The following is a 19,090-nucleotide window of genomic DNA, read 5'->3' as shown; positions in this document are numbered from 1 at the left end:
AGCTCGGTTAGTAAACACTCACTCTACCTGGTGAGTGTTTACTAACCATCGAGGAGGAACCATGCGGATCACTGTCCTGGGGGCGACCGGCGGCGTCGGCGGCGAGGTCGTCAAGCAGGCCCTGGAGCGGGGCTGGGACGTCACGGCCGTCGTCCGCGACGCGGCCCGGTTCACGCAGCCGGCCCACGTCGTCGTCGCCGGCCTGCACGACCACGACAAGCTGGCGGCCGCGATCGAGGGGCGCGACGCGGTGATCTCCGCCGTCGGGTCCCGCGACCGCGGGCCGACGACCGTCTGCGCGGACGGGGCCCGCGCGGCGATCGAGGCCGGCGCGAAGCGCCTGCTGGTCGTCAGCGCCAGCGGCATGCACACCGAGGGGGACGGCTTCTTCACCCGCACCCTGGTGAAACCGCTGCTCAACACGTTCCTCAAGCACGGCTGGGCCGACATGCTGGCGATGGAGGACGTCGTGACGGCGTCCGGCGTGGACTGGACGGTGGTCCGCCCGCCGATGCTGCTCGACGGCCCGCGCACGGGCAAGGTCGCGAGCCGGCTCGACGGGAACGTCCGCACCTTCACCATCCGGCGCGCCGACGTCGCGGCGTACCTGCTCGACGCCGTGGCGGACCCCACGCTGAGCAGGGCGAAGGTTTCGATCGCCCACGGCTAGCTTCGAAGGATGGTGATCCTGGCTCAAGCCCTGTACGTCAAGCGCACGACCCCGCGGCTCCCGGGCGCCGCGGGACCGACCGAGGGGCTCGTGCCGGGCGACGGCGACCCCTTCCGGCTCGCCGTGCTCGGCGAGTCCACAGTGGACGGCGTCGGCGCGGCGAACCACGAGGAAGCGCTCACCGGCTGCCTCGCCCGCGAGCTCGCGCGCGGCGGCCGCGCGGTGCGGTGGCAGGCGGTCGGGCGGACCGGCGCCAACGCGCGGGCCGTCCGCGCCGAGCTGGTCCCCCTGGTCCGCCCGGCCGACCTGGTCGTGGTCGCCCTCGGCGTCAACGACACCATCGAGCTCCGGACGGCCCCGGCGTACCGCCGCGACCTGCTGGAGCTGGTCGTCGAGCTGCGGCGGCGGCTCGGGCCGGTCGACGTCCTGCTGGCCGGGGTCCCGCCGATGTCCCGGTTCCCGGCGCTGCCGCGGCCGCTGCGGGACGTCCTCGCCGCCCGCTCGACCGCTCTCGACAAGGCTGCCGCGGCCCTCGTGAAGGTCCCCGGCGTCCGGCACGTGCCGATGGACCCCGCCCTACTCGACCCGGCGGCCTTCGCGTCCGACCGCTTCCACCCGGGACCCGCCGGGTACGCCCGCTGGGCGCGAAATCTCGCACTCCCCGTGATCAGTTAGCCGCGCTCCGTCGATCTTCGAAAAAAGTTGGGGATTCGGGTATCTGGCGGTGCCGCCACCGCGTCCTGTGGGGCAGCCAAGCACGGAGATGGGAACGAGGCAGGGGGTGCCGAGTTCGGAGATGCGCGGTGCCCGGGAGCCGAGGGGGCTACCGGACACCGTAGGCCGGGTGCCCTTCGGGGGAGGGGACATCCGGCGGGGCCCGTTGGGGAGCGGGTCCTTGAGGGAGGGGAGTACCGGTCGGCGCGGGTTCACCCGCTCGCGTCGGCCGGTACCTCCCGCAATGGCCATTTGACCGGAGCGCGACCGACGAAGTAAGTGACTTGATGTATCCGAGATCCACCTGCACGCTCCTTCCCCCCGAAGGACCCGCGATACTGCCGTTGCCGACTCGAAGACTTTTCCGAAGAGGGGCAGATACCGTGACCGACGTGCAGACCACAGAGGTAGACCCGCCGTGGGAGGGCTTGACCGGCGCCGAGCTGCACGCCGCGTGCATGCGCGCGGCCCGCGACGGCGACCGCCGGGCGATGGACCGCCTGGTCGCCGAGCTGACCCCGCTGGTCTGGCACGTCGCCCGCGCGAACGGTCTCGACCGCTCGGTCGCCGAGGACGTCGTGCAGACCGTGTGGCTGGCGTTGTTCAGCCAGCTCGGCAAGCTCCGCGACCCCAAGGCCCTCGCCGCCTGGCTCATCACGACCACCCGGCGCGAAGCCACCCACCCCTTCGGCCGCCGCATCCAGCCGGTGCCCTTGAGCGACGAAGTCGCCGAGGCCATGCCGAGCACCCAACCGGCACCCGAAGACGAAGCCGTCCGCGCCGACCGCGACCGCCGGGTCTGGCGCGCCTTCGTCCGGCTGCCCCAACGCTGTCAGGAACTGCTCCGGCTGACCGTCCTCGCGGGTCGCGCGGAGTACCAGCTCGTCGCCGAGGCGCTGCGCATGCCACGCGGCAGCGTCGGACCGACCAGGGGGCGCTGCCTCGACCAGATGCGCGATCTCCTCGCCAGTGAAGGGGGAAGCCGATGAACGACCTCGGAGCGCCGGGCGAGGCCTATTCCGATGACCTGATCCTGGCCGGCGTCGGCCGCTTCCTCGACGAACTGGACCCGCCACCGGGTGACCTGGTGCAGCGGGTCCAGTTCGCGCTCGCCCTCGAAGACCTCGACGTCGAGGTCGCGCGGTGGGAGCGGCTGGACAACCTCGCCGGCGTGCGCGGCGGCGGCACCGGGACGATCACCTTCACCGTCAGCGACCTGACCGTGATGATCAACCTGACCAAGATGGGCAAGCTGCACCGCATCGACGGCTGGCTGGTGCCCGCCGGCCAGTACGGCGTCGAGGTGCGCGTCGCCGAGCACGGCACGACGTCCACGACCGCCGACGAAGGCGGCCGGTTCGTGCTGGACAACGTGCCGCGCGGGACGACGCAGATCCTCGTGCACCTCGGTGACGTGTCGTGCCGCCGGACGGTCGTGACGCCGACGGTGGTGCTTTAACCGAGGAAGTCGGCCAGGGGGACGGGCGTCAGCCCGTCCTTCTTCGCCTGCTCGACGAACGCCGTGTAGTCCTCTTTGAAGGTCTTGCGGAAGTGCATGAGCACGATGTCGCCGGGCCTGAGCTTGTCGCCGGCCTGGAACTGGACGTGCCCGTCGTTGACCGCGGCCGTCCACAGCACCGAGACGCGCATCCCGCACGCGGCCGCCGCGCGCAGGGTGTTCTGGTCGTAGCTGCCGAACGGCGGCCGGAACAGCGACGGCCGCACGCCGAGCTCCTTCGCGAAGTCGTCGGCGTCGTCGCAGATCTCCTTGCGCTGGAACTCGAAGGGCTTGCCCTTGAGGTTCGGGTGGTCGACCGTGTGGTCGCCGAGCGTCGCGCCGGTGGCGTCGAGGATCTGCTTGAAGTAGGCCTCGTGGCCCTTCACGTACTTCTGGTTCAGGAACAGCACCGGGTGGGTGCCGTTCTCCTGCATCAGCTTCAGGGCGTCCGGGTCCTTGACGGCGCCGTCGTCCATGGTGAGGAAGACGTACGGCTTGTCGGTGGTGATCCGCCGGACCACCGCGACCTGGCCGTTCTCGGCCGCGGGTGCCTTCTGCTGCACCGTGCCGAACGGGTACGGCGCCGACGTCGTGCCCCCGGGGCCGCCGCCCGGTGCGGGGTTCGGCTCGCTGGTGCTGATCTCTTTCCGGCCCGGCTCGTTCGCCGAGCATGCGGTCAAGGCCAAGGCCGCGGCGATGACCACGGCTGCGACGCGCTTCATCCCGCGTCCCCCTTTCGCGTAGCAAAGACTACCCGAACGAGTGACGTTGGAGTGTGGGGTGAAGTTGCGTCGCCTGATCTTGTGTGGCCGGGACCACCCAGGTCAGCGTCCTGTTTCGGCCGCCTTGACCAGCTTGCCGGAGAACAGCCGGATCACCCGTTCGAGTCCAGCTGCGAGGATCGGACCGCTGCCCTTGACCGGCTCGGTGAACGACCCGGTCCACCGCAGGTGCGTGCCGCCGTCGGCGGTGGGCGTGAGCAGCACCTCGGCCCGGTAGTCCTTGATCGGGTTGGCGCCGAAGAACGTGTAGACGTGCTTGCGTCCGGGTTCGTACTCGACCGTCTCCTCGCGGATCAGCACGGGCCAGAGGCCGACCTCGCGGACGGCGCCGACGCCGGGGCCGGGCCGCTTCCAGCGGGCCTGGACGATGAGTGGCTTTCCCCACTCCGCCCAGCGCGGGCCTTCGGCCTCGCGTGCGAACAAGGCCTCCGGCGGAGCCGTGCTCGTGCGGTTGACCTCGAAGGAGAACTTGCGGCCCACCGGAACCTCCCACGTTGTTGACAGATTGATAATTAAGCGTTCCCGGCAGCGTAGGTCAAGATGGGGGCGTGAGCACGCCGCGTCCCGACATCGCCGCGCCGCACTGGCTGACCCAGCTCCTGCGCAGCAAGCCGGTCCCGGTGCCGTGGAACATGGTCGCCCGCGCGGTGATCGCGCTGGCCGTGCCGCTCGCCGTCGCGTACGCGGCCGGCGACATCGCCGTCGGCGCGCTGATCTCGACCGGCGCGCTGCCCGCCGTGCTGTCCGAATCCGCCGGTCCGTACCGCTACCGCGCGCGACGCCTGGGCGGCGCGACCCTCGCCGCGACGGCCGGGTACGTCGTCGGCCTGCTCACCGGCGGTACGCCCGCGTTGTCCGTGCCCGCGGTGATCCTGGTCGCGGCGGTGTCCGCGCTGATCAGCGCGGCCGGCAGCAACGCCTCGGTCGCCGGGCTGCAGATGTTCGTGTTCTGCGTCATCGGCACCGGCCAGCACGCGACCGGCGTGCGCGTCGAAGTCCTGTTCGGTTTCTTCTGCCTCGGTGCCGTCTGGAGCCTGGCGGTGGCGCTCGCGAGCTGGACGTTCCGGGCGACCAGCCCCGAACGCACCGCCGTCGCGCACGTCTACGTCGAGCTGGCCGCGATGCTCTCGGCGACCGACGAAGCCGTCTCGCGCGTCGCCCGCCACCGGCTGACCACGGCCATGAACACCGCCTACGACCAGTTGCTCACCGCGCGCTCGTGGCTGTCCGGCCGCGACGCCGCGTACCGCCAGCTGCTCAACCTGCTCTCGGCGACGACGCCCGCGGTCGAGGCGTCGGTGGCGATGGTCAACGCCGGCCGCCGCCCGCCCCAGGACGTCATCGACCACTTCGTCGCTTTGTCGGCATCGGTGCTGGCCAGCCAGCCGCTGCCGGAACCGCCGCCGATGCCCGACGACGAAGGCGACCCGCTGCTCGCCGCGCTGTACGCGGGTCTGGTCCGGATCGGCAAGGGCGACGACCGCAAGCGCCGTGAGCCGACACCCTGGTACCGGCGGTTGCGGACGTGGGCGGGTTCGCTCGCGTCCGGCCCGCTGACGTGGATCGCCGCGCTGCGGCTGACGCTGTGCGTCGCGATCGCCGAGGTCGTCGGGCTGCTGGTGCCGCTGGAGCGGTCGTACTGGCTGACCCTGACCGTGGGGATCGTCCTCAAGCCGGACTTCGGCTCGGTCTTCGGCCGCGCGGTGCTGCGCGGGATCGGCACGGTCGTCGGGGTCGGGGTGGGGGCCGTCGTGCTCGGCGTCGGCGGGCACGGCTGGCTGCTGGTCGCGCTGATCGCGATCTTCGCCGGCGGTGTCGCGGTCGGGAAGGTGCGCAACTACGGCATCCTCAGCGCGTTCGTGACGCCGTTGATCATCCTGCAGATGGACCTGGCGAACACCGGCAGCTGGAACGTCGTGGTCGCGCGGCTGGTCGACACCGTCCTGGGCTGCGCGATCGTGCTCGTGTTCGGCTACCTGCTCTGGCCGGGCAGCCGCCGTCCGCAGGTCGGCGGCCGGCTGGCGGACGGACTGGACGCGGTCGCGAAGTACGTCTCTCGCGCGCTGGTCGAGGCCTCGTCCGGCGACGCCCGGCTGGCGCGGTCGCGGGCCCGTCGCGGCGCCTACCGGGCGCTGGCCGACCTGCGGACGGCGTTCCAGCAGGTCGTCGTCGAGCCGTCGGCGAACGGCCGCCAGGCGGTGGCGTGGTGGCCCGTCATCGCCGCGCAGGAACGCGTCGCCGACGCCGTCACCGAAGTCGGCGTGACGATCGGCCGGGGCGCCGCGCCGCCCGCGTCCGGCGACGTCGAGCTGCTCACCGCCGCGCTGGACGAGCTGGCGTCGGCGATCCGCGAGCAGCGCGAGCCGCGGTCGATGCCGCTGCCGGACGGCCCGCAGCTGGCCGGGGTGGTCGACCAGCTGGAGTCGGCGTTCGACGCCGTCCGCGGACCCGACCTGGTGGAACGCACGCCGTTGCGGCTGGTCCGGCGGTTCCTGCCCTACCACCGGCGCACCTGACGTCCGTGCTGTTCAATTGCGCCATGGGAATCGACTTCGATGCGTTGAAGGGCAAGGCCGAAGAGGCCCTGCGGGAACACGGCGACAAGATCGAGGACGGCCTCGACAAGGCGGGCGAGTTCGCCAAGTCGAAGTTCGCCGGGCACGACGAGCAGATCGACAGCGGCATCGAGAAGGCGAAGAGCTTCCTCGACAAGTTCGACGACAAGCCGGACAACCCGCCGGCCCAGTAACTACTGGACTTCGCCGGTCGCGATCCCGTCCGCGAGGCCGGTGATCCGGCCGCCGCGCTCGCCGAGCGCGATCAGGCCCTGCCGCGCGTCCGGTGCCGAAAGGCTGATCCGGACGCCGGCGCGGTCGACGTCGAGGCTGGCGGCGAGCGCTTGTGCGCCTTCGTAACCGGCGTTGATCGTGGCCGCCAGCCCGCCGGTCGACGCGAGCGAGCCGCGTGCGGCGCCGAGCCGGCCGAGGGCTTCGTCGACGATCGGCAGCAGCGCGTCCCGGTTGCCTTCGGTCATCGCGCGCACGAGGTGCGGGTTCGAGCCCGCGACCCGCGTGCCGTCGCGGTAGGACCCGGCGGCCAGCGACATGGCCAGCGGCCCGCCCTCGGCGCCGATGGTGGCGAGGATCGCCGCGAACAGGTGCGGCAGGTGCGAGATCCGGGCGACGGCTTCGTCGTGCGACTCGGCGGGCAGCGGCACGACGTGCGCCCCGACGTCCAGCACGAACCCCGCGACCTCGGCCCAGGCTTCGAGGTCGGTGTCGTCTTCGACCGCGACGACCCAGGCGGCGCCCTGGAACAGCGTGGCGTCCCCGGCCAGCCAGCCCGAGCTCGACGTCCCGGCCATCGGGTGCCCGCCGACGTACCGCGTGTACGGCACGCGTCGGCGGACGGCGTCCAGGACCGGCGCTTTCACGCTGGTCACGTCGGTGAGCAGGCAGTGCGACGCGTGCTGGGACACCAGGCGCAGCAGGTCTTCGACGGCAGGCAGCGGCACGGCCAGCACGACCATCGCGTCGTCGGCGGCGGCCCGGTGCAGCGCGGCTTCGACGTCCGTCGTGACGTCGTAACCCGCTCTGCTGGCCGCGTCGGCGTCCACTTCGGAAACCGCGGCGCCGAACGCCGTGCGGCCGCTGGCGGCCGCCGCGCGCAGCAACGACCCGCCGATCAGCCCGAGCCCGATCACGCATACGTCTCGCACGGGCCCCATCCTGCCAGTGCCGGACGCATTCAGGGCTACAGCGCGGCGGCGAGCCTCGTTCCCTGGTCGATCGCGCGTTTCGCGTCGAGTTCGGCGGCGACGTCGGCGCCGCCGATGAGGTGCACCGGCAGCCCCGCGGCGCGCAGCTCGTCGGCGAGGTCCCGCACGGGCTCCTGACCGGCGCAGACGACGACCGTGTCGACTTCGAGCAACCGCGGGGTGCCGTCGACGGTGATGTGCAGGCCCTCGTCGTCGATCCGCTCGTACGTGACGCCGGGGATCTGCTCGACGCGTTTCGCCTTGAGCGCGGCGCGGTGCACCCAGCCCGACGTCTTGCCGAGCCCGGAACCGATCCCGGACTTCTTGCGCTGCAGCAGGAACACCTGCCGCGGTGACGGCTCGGGCTTCGGCGTCGCGAGCCCGCCGGGCGCCTGTTCCGGGTCGGTGACCCCCCACTCGGCCATCCACGCGTCGCGGTCGAGCGCCGGCGAGTCCGTGTGCGTGAGGAATTCGCTGACGTCGACGCCGATCCCGCCCGCCCCGATCACGGCGACCCGCTCGCCGACCGGCTTGCCGTGCCGGACGACGTCGACGTACGACAGCACCTTGGGGTGGTCGATCCCGGGCAGCGCCGGCACGCGCGGCGCGACGCCGGTGGCCAGCACGACCTCGTCGAACCCGGTGAGCTCGCCCGCGGACACACGCTTTCCGAGGTGCAGCTTCACGCCGGTGACCTCGAGGCGCCGCCGGTAGTAGCGGATCGTCTCGGCGAACTCCTCCTTGCCGGGGATCTTCCGCGCGATGCCGAACTGCCCGCCGATCTCGTCGTCGGCTTCGAACAGCTCGACGCTGTGCCCGCGTTCGGCGAGCGCGGTCGCGGCGGACAACCCGGCGGGCCCGGCGCCGACGACGGCGACGTGCTTCGACCGCCGCGTCGGCGACAACGTCAGCGTGGTTTCGTGGCCGGCGCGCGGGTTCACCATGCAGGACACGAGCTTGCGCTTGAAGGCGTGGTCGAGGCAGGCCTGGTTGCAGGCGATGCACGTGTTGATCTCGTCTTCGCGGCCGGTCTCGGCCTTGCGGATCCACTCGGGGTCGGCGAGGAACGGCCGCGCCATCGACACGAGGTCGGCGTCGCCGCTGCTCAGCGCTTCCTCGGCGACCTGCGGCATGTTGATCCGGTTCGAGGTGACGACCGGGATCCCCACGTGCGGCTTGAGCTTCCCGGTCACCCAGGTGAACGCGGCGCGCGGCACCGACGTCACGATCGTCGGCACGCGGGCCTCGTGCCAGCCGATGCCGGTGTTGATGATCGTGGCGCCGGCGGCTTCGACTTGTTGAGCGAGTGCGACGACGTCTTCCCAGCGCTGACCGCCCGGCACGAGGTCCAACATCGAGAGCCGGTAGATGATGATGAAGTCGTCGCCGACCTTTTCCCTGGTGCGCTTGACGATCTCGACGGCGAACCGGCGGCGCTTCTCCGGCGTGCCACCCCAGGCGTCGGTGCGCTTGTTGGTGCGCTCGGCCAGGAACTGGTTGATCAGGTAGCCCTCGGAGCCCATGATCTCGACGCCGTCGTAGCCCGCTTCGCGCGCGAGAGCGGCGCAGTCGGCGAAGGCGCGGATCTGCTGACGCACGCCGTAGCCGGTCAGGGCGCGCGGCCGGAACGGGTTGATCGGCGCCTTGATGCTCGACGCGGACACGCTCAGCGGGTGGTAGGCGTACCGGCCCGCGTGCAGCACCTGCAACGCGATCTTGCCGCCGGCTTCGTGCACCGGCGCGGTGAGCTGCCGGTGCTGCTTCGCTTCGGCGGACGTCGTCAGCTTGGACGCGAGCGGCAGCAGCCAGCCGGTCTTGTTCGGCGCGAACCCGCCGGTGACGATGAGCCCGACGCCGCCGCGGGCGCGTTCGGCGTAGTACTCGGCCAGTTCGGGGAAGTGCGCGGCCTTGTCCTCGAGGCCGGTGTGCATCGACCCCATCAGCACGCGGTTGCGCAGCGTCGTGAAGCCGAGGTCGAGCGGCGACAGCAAGTTCGGGTACGGGGTCATCAGGCGTCCTTGGGGTGGTGGAGGGCGGCGAGGACTTCGTCGAACCACTCGACCTGGCCCTCTTCGACGCGGATGCCGCCGCGCAGGACCAGGTACTGGTGCAGGTGCTGGCCGTGCAGGCCCGCGGGTGCGGGGAAGTCGCGCTTCTCGATCTGGCGGTAGACGTCGAGGCGCTCGGCGTGCGCGGCCCGGTGCCGGACGATCTCTTCGGCGACCTTCGCCGGGTCGCCGAAGGAGGCGCCGCGGATCTTCACCGCCAGCTCGACCGGCCCGGCTGATGAGTCCGACTCGGCGAGCCAGCGGACGAGTTCCGCGCGGCCGCCGTCGCTGACCGTGTAGACCTTCTTGTCCGGCCGCCCCGACTGCGCGACGACGTCGACGGCGACCCAGCCGGCCTCTTCCATCCGCTTCAGCACGCGGTAGATCTGCTGGTGGGTGGCGCTCCAGAAGAGCCCGATCGACTTCTCGAACCGGCGCGTGAGCTCGTAGCCCGAGCCGGCGCGCTCGGACAGCGAGACGAGGATCGCGTGCTCCAGTGCCATGGTCCGAGGGTCCTATGCAACGAGTTGCAGTGCAACGAGGCGCGCATCACCTCACCCCTTGAGGGGGATAAATCGGGTCGACTACGCGCGGGAAACGACCAGGATGGGAGGAGTGCACCCGGTACTCGAACTGATCTCCGAACGGATGGCGACCGGCAGTGTCCCGGGCGAACGCACCGACGGCCGGCGCCTCGCGCTCGCCGTCGAAGGCGGCAGCAGCCGCGGCACGTACTCGAGCGGCATGGTCCTGGCGCTGGACGAACTCGGCGTGACCCCGGCGTTCGACGCGGTCTACGGCTCCTCCGCCGGCGCGCTGAACGGCGCCTGGCTGCTCTGCGGCCGCTCGTCGACCGGCGTCCGCACGTGGTGGAACCCGGTCGTCATGCGCCGGATCATCAACCCGCTGCACACCCTGCGCGGCCGCGCGGTGATCGACCTCGAATACCTCGTCCACCAGGTGTATTCGGTGCTGGAGCCGATGGACTTCCCGGCGATCCTGGCCAATCCCGTGACGTTCCACCCGCTGGCCACCGACGCCGACACGGGGGAGTCGACCGACCTGCACCCCTTTCTCGACGACGTGGACGCGATCAAGGTCGCGCTCGCGGCGTCGTCGTGCATGCCGGTGCTGGCCGGGCCGCCGATCCCGATGGCCGGCCGCCGGTTCGTCGACGCGGGTGTCGCCGAACCGATCCCGTACCGGACGGCGTTGGCCCAGGACGCGACGGACGTCCTGGTGTTGCGCACCCGCCGCGCGGACGAACTGCCGCTGCCGCCGCCGCGCGCCTACGACGTCGTGGTGCCGCGGTTCCTGCGCCGCCAAGCCCCGGGCGCGATCCCGGCGTGGCGCGACACCTACCGCCGCGACGTCGAGGACGAGGAGGTCTTGGCGTCGGACCCGCGGATACTGAGCGTCCGGCCGCCGAACGGGTCACCGGACGTGGCGGTGCTGGAGCGCGACCCCGAGGTGCTGCGCAAGGCCGTCGACCTGGGCAAGAGCGCGGTGCTCGACGTGCTGGAAGGCCTGCGCGAAGCGTCCTAGGGCTTGCGCGCGACGCCGCCGATGACCCGCGACTCCGACGGCGACCCGGCGAACACGGTGTCGTCGTCCGGGTGCCACGCCGGCGCGTAGACAAGTCCGGGTTCGAGCATCGGCCAGCCGCCGAAGAAGCGTTCGAACTCGGCCATCGGGCGCAGGAATCCCGGGTTCGTCGTCGTCTCGTAGTACTCGAGCAGGTCGACCAGGGCCTGCCGCTCGTCCTCGTTGACCGGGTTCTCGTTCGTCATCTGCGAGAGCACCAGCAGCGAGCCCGACGGCAGCCGGTCGCGGTAGTACGCCAGCAGCTCGTCCGGCTTCTGCTCGTCCTTGATGAAGTGCATGACCGCGTTGATCACCAGCGCGACCGGCTCGCGCACGTCGATGACGGCGGAGGCGGTGACGCGGTCCCAGAGGTCCTCGGGCTGCAGGAAGTCCGCGGCGATGGCGTGGTGGCGGTCGGGATCGGCGGTGTCGGCGAGCAGCAGCGTCGAGTGCGCGAGCGCGATGGGCTCGTTGTCGATGTAGAGCACGCGCGTGTCGAGCTCTTCGCGTTCTTCATCGGCCACCTCGTGCACGTTGCCGGCGGTCGGCAGACCGGAGCCGATGTCGACGAACTGCCGGATCCCCTCCCGGACGCACTGCCGCACCGCGCGGCCGAGGAACTGCCGGCTCGTCTTGCAGTACTCGCCCATCAGCGGCAGGCGCGCGCGGACCTTCTCGGCGAAGTCGCGATCGATCGCGTAGTTGGTGTGCCCGCCGATGAAGTAGTCGTAGATCCGCGCCGCGGACGGCCGGTCGAGGCTGCTCTCGACGGCCTTCAGCGCGTCGTCGTGGTTGATCATGCCGGTGCCACTGCCTCCCGGTAGGCGTTCACCGACTCTGTCAGGCGGTCCAGTTCCGCGCGCAGCCGGGCCACCCCGGCGTCGTCGAGGCTCATCGCCGTGCCGATCACGTCGGGGATGCCTTCGGCCTTCTCGCGCAACGCTTTCCCGGCGTCGCTCAGGCTGACGCGCACCGAGCGTTCGTCGTCGGCTTGGCGGTTCCGGAGCACCAGGCCGGCGGTCTGCAGCCGCTTGAGCAGCGGCGAGAGCGTGCCCGAATCGAGGTTCAGCTCGGCGCCGAGCTCCTTCACCAGGCGGTGGTCCCGCTCCCAGAGCGCCAGCATGACCAGGTACTGGGGGTAGGTCAGGTCGAGGTCTTCCAGGACGACCCGGTACAGCGACGTCACCGCGCGCGACGCCGAGTACAGCCCGAAGCAGAGCTGGTCGTCCAGCCGCAGCGATGCCATGGCGTCTCCTCTCTCGTAACACTCCATGGTTCCCGAGATCGTGCTGCGCGGCAACTTAAGTGCGCTGCATCTCATTGGACGTCATTCAGTTGTGCACAACTGAGTTGCGAGCTACCTTCATGGCGTCAGCTTGCTTCACCCGAGGAGGACGACATGACCGCCAACCCGCACAACCTGGCCCTCGAACCGGCCGCGCAGGCGTTCGCCGAGGCCACCGACCAGCCGCCGTACCTGTTCCAGCTGCCGCCGGCCGAAGGGCGCAAGGCCGTCGACGGCGTCCAGGACGGCGACGTCGCCATGGCGCCCGCGTCGATCGAGGTCATCAAGGTGCCGGGTGGCCCGACCGGCGAGGTCGAGACCCGGATCGTCCGCCCGGAGGGGGTCGACGGCCCGCTCCCGGTGATCGTCTACATCCACGGCGCCGGCTGGGTGTTCGGCGACTTCCACACCCACGAGCGGCTCGTGCGCGAGCTCGCGGCCGGCGTCGGCGCGGCCGTCGTCTTCCCCGAGTACGACCGCTCGCCGGAGGCGCGCTACCCGGTCGCCATCGAGCAGAGCTACGCCGTCGCGAAGTGGGTCGCTTCGGACGGCGCTTCGCAGGGTCTGGACCCTTCGCGCATCGCGATCGCCGGCGACTCCGTCGGCGGGAACATGACCGCGGCGCTGACCATCCTGGCCAAGCAGCGCGGCGACGTCACCTTCAAGCAGCAGGTGCTCTTCTACCCGGTCACCGACGCGAACTTCGACACCGAGTCGTACACGAAGTTCGCCGAGGGCTACTTCCTCGGCCGCGAGGGCATGAAGTGGTTCTGGGACCAGTACACGACCGACCCCGCGCAGCGCGCGGAGATCACGGCGTCGCCGCTGCGCGCGTCGCTCGAGGAGCTGGCCGGGCTGCCGCCGGCGCTCGTGATCACCGGCGAGGCGGACGTGCTTCGCGATGAAGGCGAGGCGTACGCGGCGAAGCTGCGTCAGGCCGGGGTTGCCGTCACGGCCGTCCGGTACCAGGGGATCATCCACGATTTCGTGATGGTCAACGCGCTCCGCGAGACCCACGCGGCTGAGGCCGCCATCACACAGGCGATCACCGTCCTGACCCGCGCTTTGGGGAAACAACTGAGAAAACGCTGAGTACGCCGCACGTTGCGGCCCTATGACGCAACTCACAGAGCCGCAACGTGCATGCCTGCTCAAACGTGATATATACGCGAGTCCGGGGGGTTCCGGGTGCGCATTCACCGCCGCCCGGAAGGACCGATCCCCATGAACCTGAGCAGCATCCGGCTCGATTCGCCGGTCAACATGACCGTGATGGTCGTGTTGACGCTGCTCGCGATCATCGCGGTCCCGTGGTTCTGGGACCGCTGGAAGCGCAAGCGGTTGTGGCGCAGCGCCACGATCCTGCTCGCGGTCGTGCTCCTGGTACTCACGACCGGCATGGCGGGCAACCTGATCGGCGGGTTCTTCCCGACGGTCGGCTCGCTGCTCGGCACAGGTTCCTTCGCTGGCCAGGGAACCGATGCGGAGGCGTCGCAGAACGGCGAAGACCTCGAAAAGCTGCGCGACACGGGGGTCGCGCACGCGAAGGAGGGCAAGGGCACGGTCGTCCACATGAAGGTGACGGGCCGGCGCACCAAGCTGACCCGCGACGTCACGGTCTACCTGCCCCCGCAGTACTTCGACGCGGCGTATAAGGAACTGCGGTTCCCGGCGATCGAGTGGATCCCGAACTACCCGTCCGGCCCCGAGGTCTTCACGAGCGGCTACCACATGCCGGAGCAGCTCGACACGGCGATCGCCAAGAAGGTTCTGCCGCCGACGGTGGTGATCGTCCCGGATCCGACGGGCGTCCCGAAGGTCGGCCACGACACGGAATGCGTCGACGAGGTCGGCGGAACGGCCAACGACACGTACCTGACGGCCGACCTGCGCGACTGGGCCCTGCAGAAGCTGGGCGTGTCGGCGAGCCGCCGCGCGTGGACGATCGCGGGCTGGTCCTCGGGCGGCTACTGCGCGATGAACCTGGTGACGCGCCACCCCCAGTGGTACGCCCAGGCGGTCAGCGTGAGCGGCTACGACAAGGCCCAGGTCGACGCGGAGACGGAAGACCTGTTCCACGGTCGCCAGGACATCAACGACGCCAACAACGTCCGGGTGAACGTCCGCCTCCACCCGTCCCCGGTGGAGATCTTGGCGATCTCGGGGGACAAGGAGAACTACGAGAGTTTCGCGATCGACCAGATCCGCGCGGCGGCCCGGCCCCCGGTGCAGTTTTCGTCGTGGCGAGTCCGGGACGCGGGGCACAACATGAACACGTTCAAGTCCCAGATCCCGGACGTGCTGGCGTGGATCGGGGCGCATACGTTGGCCCCGGCGCCGGCGGGCCGACAGGTCGAGACCACCGGCGGGGTGCTGCCGTGGCCGCTGCCGAAGTCGGGAGCGCACGGGGCATTGGCGGAGACGGACCAGTAGGGCCGCGGCGCTCAGCCCAGCAAGGCCGAAACCACCGTCGTCACTCGCTTCGAAGCCGTTGCGTAGTCCACCGAGGCCGGGTGCTCGCTCAGCACCACCACGATGTACCGGCCGTCCTCGCCCACCACGCCCGACGTGTGCAGCATCCGCGTCGGCCGGCAGCACGACCAGCCCTGCTTCACCGCCCACGGCCGGTCGCCGGCGGCGTCCGGGATGCCGAAGTACTGCCGGAACCCGTCCGAGCCCCGTTCGGTCGCGGCGCGCAGCGCGGTCATGATCGCGCCCGGCGCGTGCGCCAGCAGGTACTGGTAGATCTTCACCACGTCCTTCGCCGTGATCCGCGTGTCGCCCCACCGTCCCGGATCCTCGGGCGCCTTCGTCCCGGTGAGGCCGATCTTCCTGGCCCAGCCGGTCACGATCGACGGCCCGCCGTAGGCCGCCCAGAACCGGCTCGCGAGGTCGTCGTCGCTGCGCGACAGCATCCGCTGCACGTCCGCCGCGGGACCGCCCTGCTCCAGCACCGACAACGCGATCAGCAGCTTCACGAGCGACGCCGACGTGTACCCGCGGTCGGCGTGCAGCGAGACGGTCGTCGTCCCGCGCTGCCGGTCGAACACGACGGCGCTGACGTTCCCGCTCCCGACGATCCGGTCGAGCTCGGCGGCGTCCACCTTGGACGGCGGCGCGGCCTTGGGCGTCGCGGACGGGGAGGGCGACGGACTGGGCGTCGGCGTGGGTGTCGGCGTCGGACCGGCCGATTCCGACATCGTTGTCACCGCTTGTGTGACGGCGATCGCTCTGGGCGGCTGAACGGCACCGTGACCGACCGTCACCGCGACCGCGCCGATCGCCCCCACACACAGTCCCACCAGGAAGATGCCGCTCAGCTTGCGCATGATCCGGATTGCCGGAAGCGCGTCGCGGCGTTCCCCGAATCGGGTGACTTTGTGGGATAGGTCTCGAAGCGACCCGGATCCGGGAACGGGACCGGGGCCTGCGGGCAAGCGCCGTCGTTTCGCTGCCCGTGTTCGCGGGGTACCTGTGTGCGGTGACGATCGTCACCACACTCTGGGAAGGACTGGAGTCATGACTCACGCGAAAGGCGCACGCATCCGGGTTCGCGGCCTGCAGCCGGCGCAGGTGCTGGCCGGGTTGGCCGGGATCGCGTTCCTCGTCGTCGGCATCATCGGGTTCACCAGGACCGGGGTCGGGAACTTCTCCGGCCACCACGACGCCGGGTTCTGGCGGTTCTCCGGCAACCCGCTCATGAGCCTGGTCCGCGTCGTGACCGGCGTCGTCGGCCTGCTGCTGGCGTTCGGTTCGGGCCGCGCCCGGACGTTCGGCTGGCTGCTCTTCATCTTCTACGGCGCCCTGTTCGTGTGGGGCCTGATGATCGACGGCCTCATCACGACCAACCCGTTCGCCAACGCCGGCAACCCGATGGACCTCGGCCGCGCCGACACCTGGCTGCACCTCGGTGTCGCCGCGCTCGGTCTGCTGATCGCGGTCCTGCCGGCCCGCCGCACCATCCTCATCCCCGAGGACGAAGAGGTGGCCGACGAGCCGACCGTCGTCGAGCAGCGCACCGACCGCACCGCGGACACCGACCGCGTCGTCACCACCGACGAGCGCCCGCGCCGCCGGTCGTTCCTGCGTCGCGGTAACGACGAACGAGGCCCGGAGGTCGCTCGCGAAGAGCGTCCGCCGGGCCTCGCCCACTAGGGAGTCCGTGGCTCAGTAGGTGGTACCACCCGAGCCGGAGTTGTTGCTGCTCCCAGCGCCACTGTCAGCCGCCGGAGCCTGGTTGGCGGTGGAGCTGGGGGTGGTACCGACCTTGCAGCCGTTGGGCTCGATGACGAACCAGGTGCCGTTGACGCCCATGCCGTTCGCGTCGCCCGGCTTCAGGTCCTTCGAGAAGGTGTAGACCGGCCAGCCGCCGATGGTGACCTGCTCGGTGCCGTCGGAACGCTTGATGCTGCCGAGGAGCTTCGACTCGATGCCCTGCAGCTCGACCTTGCCGTTGGAGAGGACCGGCGGCCAGGTCTTGGCGCAGTCGCCGTTGCAGGAGGACGTCTTGGCCTTCTTGGTGTCCTTCGTGAAGAGGTAGAGGGTCATGCCGTTCTGGTCGACGATCGCCTCACCGAGGCCGTCGATGTTGCTGGCGCTCAGCTTGACGACGCCGGCTTCGCTCGCGGCCTGGCCGGCCTTGCCGCCCTTGGCGTTGGCGGCGTACCAGGCGCCGCCGACGCCCTGGCCGTTCGCGTCACCGGCCTTGGTGTCCTTGGCGTAGCGGTAGAGCGCCCACCCGCCGACGGTGATCTGCTCGGTGCCGTCGGAGCGCGTCACCTTTCCGACGAGGTTCTTGTCGACGCCCTGCACCTGAACATCCCCGGTGGACAGCACGGGTGGCCAGGCCTTGGCGCAGTCACCGTCGCAATTGGACTTCGGCGGCTTGGCCGTGTCCTTGTCGAACCGGTAGAGGGTCATGCCGTTCTGGTCGGTGATCACCTGTCCGACGCTCGCGACGTCCGCGACGACGAGTTTCGACTCGTTCGACGCGGGGGCGGCGTTGCCGACCTGCCCGTTGGCGATCTGGCCGCCGCCGGTGCCACCGGCCGCTGCGGGGGCGATGACCGGCTGAGCAGTTTCGGCACCCGAGCAAGCGGTGAGCACTGCCAGCCCGGCTGCCGCCGCGGCGACGGAGACGGCGATGCGCGTGCGAAGCATGGAAGTTCTCCTTGTGTCCGTTGGATTTCCCGCCGCTCGGTGCGGCTGCTTGATACCCACTACACGGACCCCCGCCGGGGGCGGTTCAAAGAATTTTCGCTCCCGCTTCGCCCCAGGTCAGAAACCCGCCGTTTCCTGCGGCTCGCCCAGCGCCCGGTCGACGAGCGTCCCGGCGGCGCCGGTGTAGGTGGCCGGGTCGAGCAGGGCGTCCAGCGCGGCCGGTGTGAGGACGTCGGTGATCGCGGGCAGGTCGTCGAGCACCTCCCGCAGCGGCCGGTCGTCGCGGACGGCGCGTTGGGACGCCTCGCCGAGCAGCTCCTTCGCCTTCGCTTTGCCGAGCAGCGGCGCGAGCACGGCGGAGAGCCGCTCGGAGACGATCAGCCCGTGCGTCGACGCCACGTTCGCGCCCATCCGCTCAGGCTGAGCGGTGAGCCCGCGCGCCAGCTCGACGGCGGTGTGCGCGGCGCCCCCGGTCAGCCGGAGGCATTCGCGGACCAGCTGCCACTCGGCGTGCCAGACCCCGGCCGAGCGTTCGTCCTCGGTCAGCATCGACTGCGTGACGCCCGCGGCCAGCACGGGCACCTGCAGCGCGGCCGAACGGATCAGCGTCGCGAGCACGGGGTTCCGCTTGTGCGGCATCGCCGAGGAGCCACCCCGCCCATCGGCGGCCGGCTCGACGACCTCGCCGAGCTCGGTCCGGGTGAGCGTCGTGACGTCGAGGGCCAGCTTCCCCAGCGCCCCCGCGGCGAACGCGAGCGCCCCGGCGAGGTCGGCAACCGGCGTGCGCAGCGAATGCCACGGCAGGACGGGTGCGGCCAGCCCGGTCTCCTCGGCGAACGCGGCGACGAGCCGTTCGGCGTACGTGTCGTCGCCGGAGTCGGCGTCTGCCAGGCGGGCGTACTCCACGTACGCCGCCAGCGTCCCGGCCGCGCCGCCCAGTGACACCGGCAGCCCGCCGTCCAGCACGCGACCGAGCCGGACGGCCGCGTCCAGCACCAGCTGCCGCCAGCCCGCGGCCTTGAGCCCGAACGTCGTCGGGACCGCGTGAGCCGTCAGCGTCCGGCCGGCCATCACCGTGTCCCGGTGCTCGCGCGCCAGCCCGGCCAGCGCCTCGGCCGTCGCGTCGAGGTCGGCGACGAGCGGCCGCAGCGTCCGGTCGGCGACCAGCATCATCGCCGTGTCGAAGATGTCCTGGCTGGTCGAGCCGCGGTGCACGTACTCGGCGGCCTCGGGCGCGATCGCGCCGACGGCCGACGTCAGCGCCTTCACCAGCCCGACCACCGGGTTCGCGGTCGCCCGCGACTCCCGAGCCAGCTCGACGACGTCGATGCGCGCGCTGCCCGCGGCCTCCGTGATCGCGTCCGCGGCCTCGGCCGGCACCGTCCCGAGCCGCGCTTGCGCCCGGGCGAGCGCCGCCTCGGCGTCGAGCATGGCGCGCAACCAGGCCTCGTCGCCGGTCGACGCTTCGGCCGGCGTACCGGCCCGGACCGGGGACAGGAGTCCGGAATCGGGGTCGACGCTCATGGCGTCAGCATCGCACGCACCCAGCCGAGGCTGCCTTCCCACAGCCGCGTCTGGCAGGCTCTCCCGCC

At 71.1% G+C, this 19,090-nt stretch carries 20 protein-coding genes; 10 read left to right on the top strand and 10 right to left on the bottom strand.

Annotated elements, in window-relative coordinates:
* Positions 1-61 precede the first annotated feature (61 nt).
* The 4 genes from ACIRSS_RS31980 (at position 62) to ACIRSS_RS31965 (ending at position 2,843) form a co-directional block, all read left to right on the top strand.
* Complete coding sequence (locus tag ACIRSS_RS31980) at positions 62-670, top strand: NAD(P)-dependent oxidoreductase (protein WP_400901308.1); 609 nt, start codon at positions 62-64, stop codon at positions 668-670.
* A gap of 9 nt (positions 671-679) precedes the next feature.
* Entirely contained in the window at positions 680-1,345 is a 666-nt protein-coding gene (locus tag ACIRSS_RS31975; protein WP_400901306.1) for an SGNH/GDSL hydrolase family protein, read from the top strand.
* Positions 1,346-1,767: 422 nt separating this feature from the next.
* Positions 1,768-2,373 carry an RNA polymerase sigma factor gene (locus ACIRSS_RS31970; protein ID WP_086673579.1) on the top strand — a complete coding sequence of 202 codons (606 nt, stop codon included), beginning with the start codon at positions 1,768-1,770 and terminating at the stop codon, positions 2,371-2,373.
* Positions 2,370-2,843, top strand: a complete 474-nt coding sequence (locus tag ACIRSS_RS31965; protein ID WP_400901304.1) for a carboxypeptidase regulatory-like domain-containing protein — start codon at positions 2,370-2,372, stop codon at positions 2,841-2,843. Before ACIRSS_RS31970 ends, ACIRSS_RS31965 begins: the two co-directional genes overlap by 4 nt.
* Here the strand turns inward: ACIRSS_RS31965 and ACIRSS_RS31960 are convergent.
* Entirely contained in the window at positions 2,840-3,586 is a 747-nt protein-coding gene (locus ACIRSS_RS31960) for a polysaccharide deacetylase family protein (RefSeq protein WP_400901947.1), read from the bottom strand. The genes ACIRSS_RS31965 and ACIRSS_RS31960 overlap by 4 nt on opposite strands.
* Positions 3,587-3,706: 120 nt before the next feature.
* Positions 3,707-4,144, bottom strand: coding sequence for an SRPBCC family protein (locus tag ACIRSS_RS31955; protein ID WP_372667865.1), 438 nt, complete (start codon positions 4,142-4,144; stop codon positions 3,707-3,709).
* Positions 4,145-4,212: 68 nt separating this feature from the next.
* Here ACIRSS_RS31955 and ACIRSS_RS31950 point away from each other — a divergent pair, with 68 nt between their 5' ends.
* Together ACIRSS_RS31950 and ACIRSS_RS31945 are read left to right on the top strand one after the other, a co-directional pair.
* Entirely contained in the window at positions 4,213-6,180 is a 1,968-nt protein-coding gene (locus ACIRSS_RS31950; protein WP_400901302.1) for an FUSC family protein, read from the top strand.
* Between the two features lie 23 nt (positions 6,181-6,203).
* Positions 6,204-6,413 (top strand): antitoxin, encoded by a 210-nt coding sequence (locus tag ACIRSS_RS31945; protein WP_400901300.1) that lies wholly within the window; start codon positions 6,204-6,206, stop codon positions 6,411-6,413.
* Here ACIRSS_RS31945 and ACIRSS_RS31940 read toward each other — a convergent pair whose 3' ends face one another.
* From ACIRSS_RS31940 to ACIRSS_RS31930, 3 genes are read right to left on the bottom strand one after another with little or no spacing between them, the layout of a single operon-like run.
* Positions 6,414-7,367, bottom strand: a complete 954-nt coding sequence (locus tag ACIRSS_RS31940) for a prephenate dehydrogenase (RefSeq protein WP_400901945.1) — start codon at positions 7,365-7,367, stop codon at positions 6,414-6,416.
* Positions 7,368-7,417: 50 nt separating this feature from the next.
* Positions 7,418-9,430: an FAD-dependent oxidoreductase gene (locus tag ACIRSS_RS31935; protein ID WP_400901298.1), complete on the bottom strand. Its 2,013-nt coding sequence runs from the start codon at positions 9,428-9,430 to the stop codon at positions 7,418-7,420.
* Positions 9,430-9,972 carry a PadR family transcriptional regulator gene (locus tag ACIRSS_RS31930; protein WP_400901296.1) on the bottom strand — a complete coding sequence of 181 codons (543 nt, stop codon included), beginning with the start codon at positions 9,970-9,972 and terminating at the stop codon, positions 9,430-9,432. The genes ACIRSS_RS31935 and ACIRSS_RS31930 overlap by 1 nt, the downstream gene beginning before the upstream one ends.
* Before the next feature lie 103 nt (positions 9,973-10,075).
* Between ACIRSS_RS31930 and ACIRSS_RS31925 the strand changes: the two genes are divergently transcribed.
* Positions 10,076-11,014: a patatin family protein gene (locus ACIRSS_RS31925; RefSeq protein WP_400901294.1), complete on the top strand. Its 939-nt coding sequence runs from the start codon at positions 10,076-10,078 to the stop codon at positions 11,012-11,014.
* Here ACIRSS_RS31925 and ACIRSS_RS31920 read toward each other — a convergent pair.
* Together ACIRSS_RS31920 and ACIRSS_RS31915 are read right to left on the bottom strand one after the other, a co-directional pair.
* Positions 11,011-11,853: an SAM-dependent methyltransferase gene (locus ACIRSS_RS31920; protein ID WP_400901292.1), complete on the bottom strand. Its 843-nt coding sequence runs from the start codon at positions 11,851-11,853 to the stop codon at positions 11,011-11,013. The two genes, ACIRSS_RS31925 and ACIRSS_RS31920, sit on opposite strands and share 4 nt — an antisense overlap.
* The gene (locus ACIRSS_RS31915; RefSeq protein ID WP_400901290.1) at positions 11,850-12,299 is read right to left on the bottom strand and encodes a MarR family winged helix-turn-helix transcriptional regulator; all 450 of its coding nucleotides are present in this window, start codon (positions 12,297-12,299) and stop codon (positions 11,850-11,852) included. The genes ACIRSS_RS31920 and ACIRSS_RS31915 overlap by 4 nt, the downstream gene beginning before the upstream one ends.
* A 153-nt stretch (positions 12,300-12,452) precedes the next feature.
* Here ACIRSS_RS31915 and ACIRSS_RS31910 point away from each other — a divergent pair, with 153 nt between their 5' ends.
* Positions 12,453-13,430, top strand: coding sequence for an alpha/beta hydrolase (locus tag ACIRSS_RS31910; RefSeq protein WP_400901288.1), 978 nt, complete (start codon positions 12,453-12,455; stop codon positions 13,428-13,430).
* Positions 13,431-13,562: 132 nt separating this feature from the next.
* The gene (locus ACIRSS_RS31905) at positions 13,563-14,771 is read left to right on the top strand and encodes an alpha/beta hydrolase (RefSeq protein ID WP_400901286.1); all 1,209 of its coding nucleotides are present in this window, start codon (positions 13,563-13,565) and stop codon (positions 14,769-14,771) included.
* Between the two features lie 11 nt (positions 14,772-14,782).
* Here ACIRSS_RS31905 and ACIRSS_RS31900 read toward each other — a convergent pair whose 3' ends face one another.
* The gene (locus tag ACIRSS_RS31900) at positions 14,783-15,667 is read right to left on the bottom strand and encodes a hypothetical protein (protein ID WP_400901284.1); all 885 of its coding nucleotides are present in this window, start codon (positions 15,665-15,667) and stop codon (positions 14,783-14,785) included.
* Between the two features lie 190 nt (positions 15,668-15,857).
* Here ACIRSS_RS31900 and ACIRSS_RS31895 point away from each other — a divergent pair, with 190 nt between their 5' ends.
* A complete protein-coding gene (locus ACIRSS_RS31895) occupies positions 15,858-16,493 on the top strand; it encodes a DUF4383 domain-containing protein (protein ID WP_400901282.1) in 636 nt (211 codons plus the stop codon).
* Between the two features lie 12 nt (positions 16,494-16,505).
* Here the strand turns inward: ACIRSS_RS31895 and ACIRSS_RS31890 are convergent, their stop codons facing one another.
* On the bottom strand, positions 16,506-17,498 hold the full coding sequence (locus ACIRSS_RS31890; RefSeq protein WP_400901280.1) for an SCO0930 family lipoprotein: 993 nt from the start codon (positions 17,496-17,498) through the stop codon (positions 16,506-16,508).
* A gap of 117 nt (positions 17,499-17,615) precedes the next feature.
* Positions 17,616-19,022: a 3-carboxy-cis,cis-muconate cycloisomerase gene (pcaB, locus tag ACIRSS_RS31885; protein ID WP_400901278.1), complete on the bottom strand. Its 1,407-nt coding sequence runs from the start codon at positions 19,020-19,022 to the stop codon at positions 17,616-17,618.
* Positions 19,023-19,090: the final 68 nt, after the last annotated feature.

The organism is Amycolatopsis sp. NPDC101161, from assembly GCF_044768185.1.
Taxonomy (GTDB): Bacteria; Actinomycetota; Actinomycetes; order Mycobacteriales; family Pseudonocardiaceae; genus Amycolatopsis.
The sequence above is the reverse complement of the archived record's forward strand: the minus strand, read 5'-3'. Positions and strand labels throughout refer to the sequence as shown.

Excerpts from the sequence above, each read along its gene's own strand:
- ACIRSS_RS31980 (WP_400901308.1), top strand. The coding sequence starts at position 62 with ATGCGGATCACTGTCCTGGGGGCGACCGGCGGCGTCGGCGGCGAGGTC.
- ACIRSS_RS31975 (WP_400901306.1), top strand. The coding sequence starts at position 680 with ATGGTGATCCTGGCTCAAGCCCTGTACGTCAAGCGCACGACCCCGCGG.
- ACIRSS_RS31965 (WP_400901304.1), top strand. The coding sequence starts at position 2,370 with ATGAACGACCTCGGAGCGCCGGGCGAGGCCTATTCCGATGACCTGATC.
- ACIRSS_RS31945 (WP_400901300.1), top strand. The coding sequence starts at position 6,204 with ATGGGAATCGACTTCGATGCGTTGAAGGGCAAGGCCGAAGAGGCCCTG.
- ACIRSS_RS31935 (WP_400901298.1), bottom strand. The coding sequence starts at position 9,430 with ATGACCCCGTACCCGAACTTGCTGTCGCCGCTCGACCTCGGCTTCACG.
- ACIRSS_RS31930 (WP_400901296.1), bottom strand. The coding sequence starts at position 9,972 with ATGGCACTGGAGCACGCGATCCTCGTCTCGCTGTCCGAGCGCGCCGGC.
- ACIRSS_RS31925 (WP_400901294.1), top strand. The coding sequence starts at position 10,076 with ATGGGAGGAGTGCACCCGGTACTCGAACTGATCTCCGAACGGATGGCG.
- ACIRSS_RS31920 (WP_400901292.1), bottom strand. The coding sequence starts at position 11,853 with ATGATCAACCACGACGACGCGCTGAAGGCCGTCGAGAGCAGCCTCGAC.
- ACIRSS_RS31915 (WP_400901290.1), bottom strand. The coding sequence starts at position 12,299 with ATGGCATCGCTGCGGCTGGACGACCAGCTCTGCTTCGGGCTGTACTCG.
- ACIRSS_RS31910 (WP_400901288.1), top strand. The coding sequence starts at position 12,453 with ATGACCGCCAACCCGCACAACCTGGCCCTCGAACCGGCCGCGCAGGCG.
- ACIRSS_RS31905 (WP_400901286.1), top strand. The coding sequence starts at position 13,563 with ATGAACCTGAGCAGCATCCGGCTCGATTCGCCGGTCAACATGACCGTG.
- ACIRSS_RS31900 (WP_400901284.1), bottom strand. The coding sequence starts at position 15,667 with ATGCGCAAGCTGAGCGGCATCTTCCTGGTGGGACTGTGTGTGGGGGCG.
- ACIRSS_RS31895 (WP_400901282.1), top strand. The coding sequence starts at position 15,858 with ATGACTCACGCGAAAGGCGCACGCATCCGGGTTCGCGGCCTGCAGCCG.
- ACIRSS_RS31890 (WP_400901280.1), bottom strand. The coding sequence starts at position 17,498 with ATGCTTCGCACGCGCATCGCCGTCTCCGTCGCCGCGGCGGCAGCCGGG.
- pcaB (WP_400901278.1), bottom strand. The coding sequence starts at position 19,022 with ATGAGCGTCGACCCCGATTCCGGACTCCTGTCCCCGGTCCGGGCCGGT.